Source organism: Lachnospira sp., assembly GCF_016290755.1.
Classification (GTDB): Bacteria; Bacillota; Clostridia; order Lachnospirales; family Lachnospiraceae; genus Lachnospira; species Lachnospira multipara.
The window spans coordinates 38,824-53,155 of the sequence record NZ_JAEEVD010000013.1; the positions used below are offsets into that span (position 1 = coordinate 38,824).

The window sequence follows — 14,332 nt, forward strand, 5'->3', positions numbered from 1 at the left end:
AGAGGTTATTTAAATGGAAGAAAACAATTTTATAGACGTAAGTAAAGATCTATTAAAATTTATTGAGGAGAGCCCATCAGCTTTCCACGTTGTAAATAATTTTGCTAAGATGCTTGAAGACGAAGGCTTTGTGCGCCTTAGCGAGAACACAGAATGGAGCCTAAGCCAGGCAAAAGGCTATTTTGTAACAAGAGGCGACTCAAGTATTATTGCCTTTAGATTTCCAAAGGATGGAGCAGTAGATTTTACTAATTTCCAGATAACTGCTGCCCACTCAGATTCTCCAAGCTTTAAGATTAAAGAGAATCCAGAGATGACTATGGATAGCAAGTATATTGTGGCAAATGTTGAAAAATACGGCGGTATGCTTATGGCCCCTTGGTTTGATAGACCCCTATCTGTGGCAGGCCGTGTAATTGTAAAGGAATCAGATACCTTTGAGTCTCGTTTAGTAAATGTAGACAGAGACCTCTGCCTCATTCCAAACCTTGCAATTCACATGAACCGCGAGGCTAATACAGGACTAAATTACAATGCCCAAAAGGATATGCTTCCACTAATGGGAGATATTGAGTCAAAGGACCTATTTAACACAGTAATTGCAGATTCAGCAGAAGCGGATGTTAACGACATTGTGGCAGCAGATCTATTTTTATATAATAGAATGCCCGGTAGCATCTGGGGCCTTGATAATGAGTTTATCTCAAGCCCTAAGCTAGATGATTTGCAGTGTGCCTACACTTGCATGAATGCCCTTATGAGAGCCGATAATTCCAATGGTGAAAGCGTAAATGTTTGCGCCATTTTTGATAATGAAGAAGTAGGAAGTACAACAAAGCAGGGTGCTGACTCAACTTTCCTAACAGATACACTAGAGCGCATCTCAGACATGTGTGGAAAGCAAAGAGAAGGCTATAAGAGAGCCATTGCCAACTCCTTTATGATAAGCGCAGATAATGCTCATGGCGTTCATCCAAACTATCAGGACAAGGCAGACCCAACTAATAGACCATACCTTAACGGGGGCATTGTTATTAAATATAACGCTAACCAGAAGTACACAACAGATGCCCTATCAGCAGGTATTTTTAAGGAAATATGCAAGAGAGCAGGAGTGCCAACTCAGAGCTTTGTAAATCGTTCTGACATCGCCGGCGGCTCAACTCTTGGAAATATCGCTAATTCCCACCTATCCCTTAACACAGTGGATATTGGATTAGCCCAGTTAGCTATGCACTCACCATATGAGACAGCAGGAATTAAAGACACAAAGTACATGCTTGATGCCATGACTAAGTTCTATGAAACAAGCATCTACACTAATAGAAATGGTAGCATAAGCCTAAGATAAAAAGTTATATAGTTAGATAGAAAGAGTTTTAAAGTTATGAAGATATATTTAGCCCCTCTAGAAGGACTAACAGATTACACCCTTAGAAACCCCTTTGAAGAAGTTTACGGCCAGGGAAAAGTAGATAAGTATTTTACACCCTTTATCTCCCCTAATAGTTCCGAGCGCTTCCTAACCAAGGAGATGAGGGATATAGATAGGCTTAATAATACTAATAAAAATGTAATACCCCAGGTAATGACCAACAGTTCTAAGGACTTTATCTGGACCATTAAAAAACTTTATGAAGAATTCGGATATAAAGAAATAAATCTAAATGCCGGCTGTCCCTCAGGAACAGTAGTATCAAAGGGCAAGGGCTCTGGCTTTTTAGGAGACCTTGATAGAATGGAGAAGTTCTTTTATGAGACTTTTTCTGATCCCTTTATTTTAGATAATGATATTAAGATTTCCGTAAAGACAAGAATCGGTCTTAATGACAGTGAACACTGGCCGGATATCCTTGAGATTTATAATAAATTCAAGTTAGAAGAATTAATTGTACATCCAAGAATTAGGTCCGATTTTTACAAAAATGATGTAAATCTAGAAGCCTTTAATTTAGCACTAAAGGAAAGCACTAATAAGATTGTCTATAACGGTGACATTTTCACAAGAACAGACTTCTTAGAATTTAAGGAAAGGTTCCCAGAGTGTGATGCAATTATGCTTGGTAGAGGTCTAATTGCAGACCCAGCACTAATTGATGTTTTAAAGGCTAAAGATCCCGTCGAGTTTAAGCGTGACCTAGAATACGATAAGGAAAGATTAGCTAAATTCCATCAAAGAGTCTTAGAAGAAAGACTTAAAATCATGTCAGGAGATAAGCATGCCATTCACCGCATGAAGGAAATGTGGTGCTATATGGAATATGTTCTAGATGACAAGAAGGACATAAAGCTAGTTAAGAAATCCCAAAAGATGGAAGAATATAAACTAGCAGTTAAGGTTTTATTAAACAATACCAACATTGAAGAAAAAGAACATATTTCCTTTTGGAAAAAGCATTAATAATATGTATAAATAATAAGCTTAATTTACATTAAGCTAAGAAAAGAGCCCTTAGGGGCTCTTTTTATTATTTACTAAGTTTTTTTGATTGCTGATTTCCACAAATCTTTGCAGATAATAATCTTGGAAGGAATCTATTTCCAAATATGGCAAGCTTCATATAATTTGTTGGAATAATAATTGTCTTACCCTTAAACATCTCCTCCACTGCAACTCTTGCGCAGTACTTAGGGCTAATTCCATTAAGGCTAAACTTAACATTAGCCACCTTATTAAAGTTAGTATCTACAGGTCCTGGGCAAAGGGCTGATACGCATACCCTAGAATGCTGATTCTTAAGCTCTGTAGCAATGGCAGTAGTAAGGCTAGTAACATAAGCCTTAGTTGCATAATAAGTGGCCATATAAGGACCAGCATATAAAAGTCCTGCGCTAGAAGCTACGTTTAAGATGTAACCATAATTCTTTCTCTTCATTTTCTTTAAAACAGCCTTTGTAAGCACATGCACTGCCTTAATATTAAGGTCAATCATGTTTAATTCCTTATCTAGACTTGTCTTTGTAAATTCGCCCATATCGCCGAATCCAGCGTTGTTAACAAAGATATCAATTTTCTTTTTGTTCACGTAACTAACAAGCTTTGACAAATCCTTTTCATCTGATAAATCAAGAGCTAAAGTCTTAGTTTTATTTGGAAGACTTGCGGCAAGTTCATCTAAAGCTTTCTTGTTTCTGGCCACTAATATAAGTCCGTATCCCTTTTTGCTAAGAATCTTAGCAATTTCCATGCCAATACCAGAACTGGCACCTGTAATAAGAGCAACTCCCATAAATACCTCCATAATAATATCCATTTACTACAAAATAATTAAGGATTTATTAGTCCATGAAAATGTGGTAAAATAGATTATATTTATAAAATATAATATGATTATATCAGAAAAAATATGTGCATAAAAGTACATTTTTGGGAGGTTTATATGCTTATAAAGAATACTACAGTGTTTACTAAAGAAACACTTGAGGGTCTTAATAGAGCCAGTAATTTTACTAATGAAAAATACAAGAAATTCAAACTTATATTTAACCTTGCAGGACTTATCTTTCTTATGCTTTTTGTAAGATACATGGTCCTGTTTGTGACTAATGATGATAGTAAGGACATTTTCCTAACAGTCTTTTATGCTGTGGCAGCAGCGGTTTTCCTATTTATTGGCATGTATCTAATGGATAGGGACAACAAGAGACGCTTTAATAACCTCTATAAGAACATGATAGGTGTGGAGTTTAACTATGAAATTGACTCAGATACAATTAAAGTAGAAGATGCCGATGGAGATGTAGATATCTTAAAATGGGAAGACGTTTTAAGGGTAGAAAAAGATGCCAAGTATATTTATATTTTCTTTAATAACGAAGAGTGTCTAAGCCTTCAAAGAACAGGCTTTACTAGCTGCACAGATAAGGACTTATTAGAATTATCTACAGCAATTCTTGCTACAAGACAGAAAGATGCTAGTAAACAAATTAAGAATAATAAGGATGAAATCAAGATAAATGAGGAAAGTATAGATGATAGTTATGTTACTCAATTAGATATTGAAAATGAAGATCATCAAGCAAATTTATCAAAATAAGACCTTAGAAAATTAAGGAAAGACAAAAGATTATAAAGTAAAATAAGAAATAACATAATATTATTAAGAAAAAGTGGGGAATTGCTTGACAATATCCCCACTTTATCACATAATACATAGGACACCGCATGATGTCAGACAACATTTGAGAGTTGTCTAATCACTTTAAAATTATGAGCTATTAGTGAGGAAGTAATAGCTTTTCTTTTTATATTCATGCAAGATATATAACAAGGAGGATCGCCCATGAACAATCAGGAAATGATGGAACTCACAACGGTCGATAATAGTGAGTTTGAGGAGTTAGTAAAGGAAGTTACTGCTTCAGGTTCAATAGACCAGAATTTATACATAGAGTACGATGTTAAGCGTGGCTTACGTGATAGTAACGGTAATGGTGTTCTTACAGGCCTTACAGAGATATCAGATGTACTTGGCAACCAAAGTATTAATGGACGAAAGATCCCTGTTGATGGAGAATTATATTTTCAAGGCTATAATGTAGAAGATTTAATTAAGAACTCTAAGACAGATAGATTCCGTTTCGAAGAGGCAACTTATTTATTATTATTTGGTTCATTACCAAAGGAAGAGAATTTAAAGAGATTTGTCCGTATCCAGACTGATTTGCAGGAACTTTCAGGAGCATTCATTCGTGATGTTATTATGAAGGCAACTTCAGACAACCTAATGAATTCCCTTATGAAGTCCATCTTAAGCTTATATTCTTATGATGAGCACCCAGATGACACTTCAGTACCTAACGTACTTAGACAGAGCTTACAGCTTATTGCTAAGATGCCACTTTTAACAGTTTATGCATATCAGGCTTTTAGACATTTCCGTCTTGATGGAACTCTTATGATTAAGAATCCAAAGAAGGGATATTCTACAGCCGAGAATATTTTATATATGTTAAGAGATGATGGTAACTTCTCTGAGCTTGAGGCTAAGGTACTTGATATCTGTCTTGTACTTCATGCAGAGCATGGTGGTGGTAATAACTCTACATTTACAACTCACGTAGTTACATCATCAGGAACAGATACATACTCAGCAATCGCAGCTTCTATTGCATCCCTTAAGGGACCTAAGCATGGTGGTGCAAACCTAAAGGTTCAGGAGATGTTTACAGACATTAAGGAGCATGTAAGCGATTGGTCAGATACTGAGTCTATTAAGACTTACCTTAATAAGATTCTTGATAAGGAAGCCTTTGATGGAGCAGGTCTTATTTATGGTATGGGTCACGCAGTTTATACAAACTCAGATCCAAGAGAAGTAATCCTAAAGAGCTTTGCTAAGAAGCTTTCTGAAGAGAAGGGTATGACTAAGGAATTTGCCCTTTACGAGACAGTGGAGAAGGAAGCTGGCGAGCTTATTATGGCTAAGAGAAAAATGTTTAAACCAGTCTGTGCTAATGTAGATTTTTATAGTGGTTTGGTTTATACTATGTTAGGTATTCCAGAGGAAATGTTTACACCAATGTTTGCAACTGCAAGAATTTCAGGTTGGTGTGCTCATAGACTAGAGGAGTTAGTTAATGCAGGAAAGATTATTCGTCCAGCCTATAAGTACGTTGGTCATCACAGACCATATACAACAATAGATGAGAGATAACTCTTACTTTTGTAGAATGGACATAAATAATTTAATCTACAAGGATTAAATTTTAGAGGAGTCGAACATGTCAAGATATAAAGTTAAACCAATAACACATCCCTTTAATGCTGTAGTTGAGGTTCCAGGTTCTAAGAGTGTCACTAATAGAGCCCTTTTACTTGCAGCCCTATCTAACGAAGAGTGTACCCTTAATGGTGTATTATTTTCAGATGATTCTAGACATTTTATAACAAGTCTATTATCACTAGGTTTTAAATTACAGGTTAATGAAGTAGATCACTACGTAACAGTATGCGGATGTGATGGAGATATTCCTAAGAAGGAAGCTACAATTGATGTTGGTTCAGCAGGAACAGCAGCTAGATTTTTAACATCAATGCTTGCCTTATCAGACGGAGAATATACAATCAATGCTTCTGAGCAGATGAAGAGAAGACCTATGCTTCCTTTATTTGAAGCACTAGAAAGCTTAGGAGCAAGTTTTACATATCTTGAAGAAAAAGGACATTTACCCGTTAAGGTAGTAGGTGCTAAAGCTAATGGTAAGACACCAGAAAGTGAAGTATCCATTGATATTAGCGAGAGTACTCAGTTTTTAAGTGCCCTCCTTATGACAGCACCAATGCTATCTAATGGCTTAAGAGTCTTAATTACCTCAAAGAAGACTTCAGGTTCTTATATCAATATTACTATGGATATGATGCGCCAGTTTGGTTGCGAAGTATTCCATGATGGCGCAAGTTATGATGTACCAGCAGGTGAGCATTATAGATCAAGAACTTACCAGATTGAGCCAGATGTATCTGCAGCTTGCTATTTTTATGCAGCCGCTGCAATTACAGGAGGCAGAGCTTTAGTTAAGAATGTACATTCTAACGTAATGCAGGGAGACATGAAGTTCCTTGATGTCTTAAAGCAGTTAGGCTGTGCAGTAACTGAGGAGAGAGAAGGAATCTGTGTAACAGGTCCAGTTAATGGAGAGTTTAGCGGAATTGACGTAGATATGAATGATTTCTCAGATCAGTCTATGACCCTTGCGGCTATTGCTCCATTTGCAAAGACAGCCACTTGCATTAGAAACATCGAGCATATAAGACTACAGGAGTCTGATAGAATTGCAAGTATGGTTTCAGAACTTAACAACCTAGGTATAGATGTTAAGGAAGGCAGAGATAGAATTGAAATTATGCCGGGCAAGCCAACACCAGGACTTGTAGATACTCATGATGATCATAGAATGGCTATGTCCTTTGCCCTAATTGGCTTACTAATTGATGGTATCGAGATTGATAATTATGAATGTTGTGGTAAGACCTTTGAGAATTACTTCCATGTATTAGAAGCAGCTTGTAGACAATAGTCTAATTAAGCCATTTTTATAAAAGCTAATAAAGAATTTATTAATAAATATAAACTGCTAAGTTTCCCATAAAAGCTCCATTTTTAGCCGCTTTAATAAAGTAAAACTTAGCAGTTTTTTTATTTTTCGAAAAAATTTATAAATTTATGCTTGAATTAAAATCATACTTTAAGTATAATACATTAATTGTGGGAGAGAAAATTTAATAATTGAGGATATTATATTATGGAAAATGCAATTTTTAGCATAGACCAATATACGAATATCGCTTCTTATGGAGTAGGCGTGGAATACATGTGCTTAAGTATTGCACTTATAATGATATTTTTCATGCTATTTACCAGACCTAAGAATACACATGGATTTCCATTATTATTTTTTGGTTTAGTTACTTCGGTAATTGAGATATTCTTAGTTTTATATCTAGTTAACTTGACGGATTGTGGTTACTTAAAAAGTCTAACCCCTACTATCCAGATTGTAACTTGGTTGGTTGTTTTGGCTTTTGGTTTTATATTGCAGGCTCTTTATGTATATACTGTCTTACTTGGACACAATAGGAGAAGACAGAAGAAATGTATTTTCATGATGACTTTAATTTATCAGATTATATATTTAACTGCTGCGGCGATTTTGTACATAAAAGGCTACTTAGTCGAAATCCAAAACGAAAACCTACAGATTATTGGTTTAATTAAATTTTTAACTCTTTACGGTATAGCAATGTATTTACTTACATTAGTAGCTTCATTCAATAATAGAAAAAATATAGCTCGCTTTGTACTAACTAATATTTATATTTTTTCAAGTATTGATGTAATTTTATTGTTGTATCAATATTTTACTGAAAAAACAATTTTAATTAGTGCATCTTATGTTATTAGTTTTACTATCTTTTATATGCTTCATCATTCTAATCCGGTGGATGAAATAACAGGATGTCAGAATCTATCATCACTAAAAACAAGCTTGAAATTATTATTTGCAACTAAAAATGAATTTGCCTATGCGCATATGTCTTATCCGCAGGTAGCACTTACAATAGATGATAATAAATCAGATACTATAGAATCAGCGATTTCTAGGGCTTGTAATTATATTTTTAAGAATATAAAAAATGTAAGCATGTACCAATACAGTGCAACAGATTTTATAGTTTTGAAAAAATTATCTAAAGACGAGACTGAAAGAAATAGAGAATACGACAGATTTGTAGCTGTATTGTCTAATTTACAGGAAACTACAACTAACACTTATGATGAGATAACCTATGCTAAATATATTTTGTTTAAAAGCGATACTAATATAAAGTCTATTAAAGACGTTAAGGACTTTGTTTCATATATGAATTTAAAATATATTAAAAAAGGTAATAAGAACCAATTTGTGCTAGCAGAACCACAAAACTATAAAGGCTTTTTATTAGAAAGAAAAGTTATAGAAATATTTGAGGATATTAGAGAAAACAAAAAATACAAGGATCCTAGAATTGTTTGTTATGCTCAGCCTATTCTTAATGTAGACGAGAATAAATATAAAACCGCAGAGGCACTTGTAAGACTTCAGATTAATGGAGTTAACGTTCCTCCAATTAAATTTATTCCCATTGCGGAAGAAAGAGGTTATATTCATAGCTTAAGTCTAGCAATGATACATAAGGTAGCAGAGGCAATTAATAATGAATTAAAGGATTCAGAATTTGATGCCATAACAATTAATATTTCTGCGGGAGAATTATCAGATGAGCAATTTGCCGCAGAGGTTTTAGGAATACTAGATTCTTACAATATTTCTTATGATAAGATTAGACTTGAAATCACTGAAAGCGCCATGTTTGAGGATACTGAAATCATGACTAAGAACATAAGAAAGCTTAAAGACTCAGGCATTAGATTCTATCTTGATGATTATGGTACAGGTTATTCTAACTTAGATAGAATGACAGATAGTGAGTTTTCAACTATTAAGTTTGATAAGAGTATTTTTTATAAAGCTTTAGCTAATAAGGAAACAGAAGAGATGCTTGATGCGTTAATTAGCTTAGTTAAGAAGAGAGGCATTAATACCTTAGTTGAGGGAGTTGAGACAATAACACAGGTGGAATTTGCAGTAAATAAGGGCTTTGAAAGTATTCAGGGTTATTATTACTCAAGACCAGTGCCTATTGAGAACTTAGTTGATTATTTTAACAAAAAGCAATAAAATAAATTCAGGATTAGAATCGTGATGATTAGCTTAATTGGGGGATTGGCTATGAAAGTATTAATTTATAAGTGGAAGGTCTTTAATCAGGAAGATATAGCAGAGGCTTTCTTTGACTATGGCTACGAGGTTATAGAATACGAAGAACCATCGGTTTATCTTGATGAAGCCAAAGGCCTTAAATTTCATGATAATAATGAGCTTACTAATATAATTAAAGGAGTTGATATGGTCTTCTCCTTTAATTATTTTGCTCATATATCAGACATTTGCAACAAACTAGGCATAATCTATATAAGCTATACAGTGGATTCTCCGCTAATTTCCCTATATCATAATTCAATTTACAATCCTTGCAATTACATATTTGTCTTTGATAAATTTTTTTATTACCAGTTAAAGGAATTAGAGCTTGAGCATCTTTTCTATCTTCCTTTAGGGGCAAATGCAAAAAGGATTGAAAGTCAGCTAGAAAAGAGTAATATTCCTTCATGCCTTGATATAAAGGATTATAAATACGACCTATCCTTTGTAGGGGGCATGTATCACAGAAATTCCTATGACAATATTAAAGATAAATTAGATGAGGATTTAAAAAATTATTTTAATGAGGTTTTAAAAGAGCAGCTCTTTAGCCCAGGCATGGATATTATAGATAATTCCCTATCTGTTGAGCTCTTAACAAAACTTCTTGAAATCACAGATTTTAAGCAAAGCGAGGGCTCTTTTTCAGATATCCTTACAGTCTTTACTAACACCTTTTTAGGCTTTAAGCTAGCAAACATTGAAAGAGTGGTTATCCTTAATGCCCTAGCAGCAGCCCTAAAAAACTACGGCTACAAGGTGGACCTTTTTACAGACGACACAGATAATAATTTAGAAAATGTAATTCTTCACAACACCGTAGACTACAATATAGAGATGCCAGAAATCTTTAGACAATCTAAGATTAATCTTAATATAAGCCTTAGAAACATAAGAACAGGTATTCCTTTAAGAGTCTGGGATGTGCTAGCTTCTGGTGGCTTTTTACTTACCAATAAACAGATAGAATTAGAGGATTATTTTAAGATAGGGGAGGACCTCGTGGTCTTTGAAAGCATAGATGAGGCAGTAACTAAGAGCCTTTACTATCTTGAGCATGAGAAGGAAAGAAAAGAAATTGCTAGGTCTGGCTTTGAAAGAGTTAAAAAATATCACAGCTATCGCCAAAGAATAGAGGATATCCTAGATTGCATAGCAGGAAATAAAGAGTAGTAAATAATAAAGAATAATCAGAAAGCACAATAAAAAGGACCGGCATTAGCCGGCCCTAAATTACCTTTAATCTTAATCCACTAATTTAGCTGAGAAGACACCATCGTATTCCTCAAAGGTATGTTCTTCAATTTTTCTCATCATAACTGTAATATAAGGATCCTTAAAGTTAAGAGCAAAGTAGATATTACCAAGTACTTCATCAATAACTTGAATCTTTATATCAAGTAGGGATTCAGAACGAACACTAGCACTAGCTGCAACTCTTAAATCATAGTTTGCAAACTGTTGAATAATATTCTTGCCAAATCCAAATCTAAGGCTAAAGTCACCGTAGGCGTTAGTATAATTAAAGCAGCCCTCTGACTTGTCCTCATTTATATCAATTGAAAACTTCTTAATAGTGCATACATTTTCATCTAGTGCCTCATAACTTCTCTTGTTTATCTTATTAAGGAAGTGGGCACACTTACTAGCTTCAATCATAGAAGGCTCCATAATCTCAAGCTTTCTTGAATTAGCATAAGTCTCTAGTTCTTCATCAGAAACACTGTCAAAGACTTTGTTTAGCCCATCCTTATTTGATACATTTTCAAGCGCATCTAATTTATCAACAATTTCCTCCCAGAAACTATCATAGATTAGCTGAACGCCGCCCTTTCGACCTTGGGCATCTGCAGTAGTAATAAGAATAATGTCCTTATCTGGCACATAAACTGCAAGCTGTCCCCCCATGCCATACATAGCAAAGCCGTTATGGCTTGTACGCCAGAATTGATAGCCATAGCCCTGCATCTCTTCTAAAGTATCAGACTTTGCCCAGTTATCAGAATGACAACTAATGGCATCCTCAATATATTCCTTTGGAAGAAGCTGCTTTCCAAACCAGTCACCCTTATGAACTACAAGATAGAAAACTTTTAGTAAATCAAGGCTTGAACAGTTAAGTCCAGAACCGCCCATGCTCATATTAGTTGGGTCTGTTAAGACATAAGCCTCCTTACTAAACTCTAGCTCATTAAGGAATTTATCTCTTAAATAATCAAGGAAATTCTTACCAGAAAGTCTCTCAATTAAGATTCCTAAAGTGTGAGTCGAACTTGTATCATAGGCAAAGTTAGTGCCTGGCACATGAGTTGGCTTTGTTGTAAAAAATGAACCTAGCCAGTCAGAAACACCAGTAGCCTTATAGGTTGTAAATCTATGACAAGACTTCATCTCAAGCATATCCCTAATTGTCATCATCTTAAGGAAAGGGTGCACCTCTCCCTCAGGCAATTTATCTGGGAAAAAATCCACGATGTGATCATCAAGAGATAATTTTCCTTCTTCAATTAAAAGACCAATTCCAAGGGATACAAAAGACTTAGTTACAGAAAACATTCTATGTAGCGAATCCCTAGTATAAGGGGCATAGAAAGATTCATAGATTAATTTGTCATGACGCATTAGCATAATTGAATGCATCGGCAAATGTTTTTCTTCAAGGCGTTTAGAAAAATTCATAATATACTCATTAGGAATTCCAAGCTCTTTTGCCTTAGCTTGTTTAAAAAATTCAGTCATAAGTAAGTAACCTCCATAAAAATCCCGCATTACATAAGACAATTATATGTATTGGCAAGTTACAAATCAAGTTTTCAACTTGAATATTGATGCATTTTATATTATATTAAAAATAGATTGTATACGATTTAATTTCAGAGGTATTTTATGGACACTATTTTGTCAAGATGTATAAAGGATTATGAAAATTTAGACGAGACCACTAAAAGGTCTAGAGTCGGCATATTTACAGGAATTGTAGGTATTGTTGTAAACCTATGCCTTGTGATTTTAAAACTAGTAGCCGGTTTTATTACAGGGGCTGTCTCAATTACAGCAGATGCAGCTAACAACTTTTCCGATGCTGCATCTTCAATTGTCACCCTAATAGGATTTAAAATGGCTGGAAAGCCGGCAGATAAAGAACATCCTTATGGCCACGGCCGTATGGAATATATTGCAGGCCTTGTAATAGCCGAACTTATCCTACTTATGGGAGCGGAATTACTACACACTTCAGTTTTAAAGATAATTCATCCAAACAAGGTTATCTTTAGCATTGTATCCATTGTAATCTTGGTATTTTCCATCCTTGCTAAAGTCTTCCTAGCCCTTATTAATAACAAGCTAGGCCACAAATTTAATTCCACAACTATGCTTGCCACTGCTAGCGACTCAAGAAATGATGTCCTTGCAACATCTGTGGTTTTAATTTCAGTTATTCTAACAAGCTTTTCAAACTTTAACTTTGATGCCTATGCAGGTGCCCTTGTGGCAATTCTTGTACTAATAGCTGGAGTTTGCACTATTAGAGACACGGTTTCACCGCTACTTGGTAAAGCCCCCGATGAAAAAATGGTTTCCGGCATTAAAAGAATAGTTTTATCTAATAATAAGATTTATGGTTTCCATGACCTTATCGTTCACGATTACGGTCCTGGTAGAAAATTTGTATCCCTTCATGCAGAGATCGATAAGGACCTTGACCTAGTCACTGCCCACGACTGCGTGGACGCAATAGAAAAGCAGATATCAGAAGAGTTTAAGTGCTATGTAAGTATTCACGCAGACCCTATAGATATTGGCTATAAGCATAATAATTAGTTTAATCTAAGTAAATCTTAAATCCATCCACCATCAAACTGAATAATCTGACCAGTTAAATAGCTAGGTGACTCAAGTATTTTTCTTACAAGTTCTGCAACTTCGCTAGGATCCCCTAGTCTTCCTTCAGGAATTTCAAGGGCGAGTTCTTCTAGCTCTTCCTTTGATAAATGACCATTCATCTCTGTATCAATGGCGCCACAGGCAATGGCATTAACCTGAATATTGCTTGGGGCAAGTTCCTTAGCTAAGGCCTTAGTAAAGGCATCCACGCCACCCTTAGTGGCACTATAAGCCACCTCACAGCTAGCCCCGTAAAGCCCCCAGACAGAAGAGATGTTAATGATCTTACCCTCATGTCTTTTAATCATGTCATTTACAGCAAAGTGGCAGCAGTTATAAACAGAACCAAGATTAGTATTAAGAATCTCTTGCCACTCCTTATAAGACATATCCTGGAAAAGCCCCACCATAGAAATACCAGCGTTGTTAATTAACATATCCACACTACCAAATTCCTTTAAGGCAAGATCAAACATCTTTTCCACATCTTCGTAATTTCCCATGTCACCTGTAAAACTAATGACTTTATTAGAAATGCACGATAATTCTTTCTTAGTCTCCTCTAAAAGGCTTGAATTGTGAAAACTGCTAATAAGAATATTTGTATCAGGGCCAGCTAGGTTTTTAGCAATAGCTTTTCCAATTCCTCTAGAGGCACCTGTAATAATTATATTTCGACTCATTTTTTAGTCCTTTCTAGTATTTATCCCTATTTAAAGCGGATTTAATATTACATTTTATTTTCTAGATTATATCAAAAACTCCCTATTTATGCCATTAAAAATGTATAGCTATAATGATTGTGGAAAACTTATCCACAAAGCTTATGCTTTCTATTGTTGATAATGTTTATTATTTCTATTAGATTTTTATATCTAAAGTAAAGAAGAACGATTAAATATAACAAAAGTTACTATTGATTTTTATTTTTTTGTGCATCTTTTACAAAAAATATCCTTTCTGTTAAAATTATTTAAAATAGTCTTGACATTATAAATGTGGAAACTTTAGACTTATCCACAGCGCAAAAGCCCTGATTTCAAGGGCTTTTGGAGTTAACCACAAAGTTATCCACTTTATCCACAATTAAAAAGTGGAATATTAAACCTAAATTTATTTCCCTACAAGTAGGAAATGAATT

Annotated in this window: 11 protein-coding genes; 8 read left to right on the forward strand and 3 right to left on the reverse strand. The window is 34.8% G+C overall.

Features of this window, described 5'->3' with window-relative positions:
* Positions 1–13: 13 nt before the first annotated feature.
* Positions 14–1,351, forward strand: coding sequence for a M18 family aminopeptidase (locus QVA17_RS05205; protein WP_287386903.1), 1,338 nt, complete (start codon positions 14–16; stop codon positions 1,349–1,351).
* A 36-nt stretch (positions 1,352–1,387) separates the two neighbouring features.
* Complete coding sequence (locus tag QVA17_RS05210; protein ID WP_287386905.1) at positions 1,388–2,401, forward strand: tRNA dihydrouridine synthase; 1,014 nt, start codon at positions 1,388–1,390, stop codon at positions 2,399–2,401.
* Positions 2,402–2,468: 67 nt separating this feature from the next.
* Here the strand turns inward: QVA17_RS05210 and QVA17_RS05215 are convergent, their stop codons facing one another.
* Positions 2,469–3,230 (reverse strand): SDR family NAD(P)-dependent oxidoreductase, encoded by a 762-nt coding sequence (locus QVA17_RS05215; RefSeq protein WP_287386907.1) that lies wholly within the window; start codon positions 3,228–3,230, stop codon positions 2,469–2,471.
* A 150-nt stretch (positions 3,231–3,380) separates the two neighbouring features.
* Here QVA17_RS05215 and QVA17_RS05220 point away from each other — a divergent pair, with 150 nt between their 5' ends.
* From QVA17_RS05220 to QVA17_RS05240, 5 genes are all read left to right on the forward strand, one after another.
* Complete coding sequence (locus QVA17_RS05220) at positions 3,381–4,037, forward strand: YcxB family protein (protein WP_287386909.1); 657 nt, start codon at positions 3,381–3,383, stop codon at positions 4,035–4,037.
* 246 nt (positions 4,038–4,283) lie between these two features.
* Positions 4,284–5,657 carry a citrate/2-methylcitrate synthase gene (locus QVA17_RS05225; RefSeq protein WP_027432191.1) on the forward strand — a complete coding sequence of 458 codons (1,374 nt, stop codon included), beginning with the start codon at positions 4,284–4,286 and terminating at the stop codon, positions 5,655–5,657.
* A gap of 67 nt (positions 5,658–5,724) precedes the next feature.
* Positions 5,725–7,020, forward strand: a complete 1,296-nt coding sequence (gene aroA / locus QVA17_RS05230; RefSeq protein ID WP_287386911.1) for a 3-phosphoshikimate 1-carboxyvinyltransferase — start codon at positions 5,725–5,727, stop codon at positions 7,018–7,020.
* 225 nt (positions 7,021–7,245) lie between these two features.
* Positions 7,246–9,222 carry an EAL domain-containing protein gene (locus QVA17_RS05235; RefSeq protein ID WP_287386912.1) on the forward strand — a complete coding sequence of 659 codons (1,977 nt, stop codon included), beginning with the start codon at positions 7,246–7,248 and terminating at the stop codon, positions 9,220–9,222.
* Between the two features lie 51 nt (positions 9,223–9,273).
* On the forward strand, positions 9,274–10,479 hold the full coding sequence (locus tag QVA17_RS05240) for a glycosyltransferase family protein (protein ID WP_287386913.1): 1,206 nt from the start codon (positions 9,274–9,276) through the stop codon (positions 10,477–10,479).
* A 72-nt stretch (positions 10,480–10,551) separates the two neighbouring features.
* Here QVA17_RS05240 and QVA17_RS05245 read toward each other — a convergent pair whose 3' ends face one another.
* Entirely contained in the window at positions 10,552–12,045 is a 1,494-nt protein-coding gene (locus QVA17_RS05245) for a serine hydrolase domain-containing protein (RefSeq protein WP_287386915.1), read from the reverse strand.
* A gap of 147 nt (positions 12,046–12,192) precedes the next feature.
* On the opposite strand from QVA17_RS05245, the gene QVA17_RS05250 reads away from it, so the two are divergent.
* Entirely contained in the window at positions 12,193–13,128 is a 936-nt protein-coding gene (locus QVA17_RS05250) for a cation diffusion facilitator family transporter (protein ID WP_287386917.1), read from the forward strand.
* Positions 13,129–13,145: 17 nt separating this feature from the next.
* Here QVA17_RS05250 and ymfI read toward each other — a convergent pair whose 3' ends face one another.
* A complete protein-coding gene (gene ymfI / locus QVA17_RS05255) occupies positions 13,146–13,874 on the reverse strand; it encodes an elongation factor P 5-aminopentanone reductase (RefSeq protein ID WP_287386919.1) in 729 nt (242 codons plus the stop codon).
* Between the last annotated feature and the right edge of the window lie 458 nt (positions 13,875–14,332).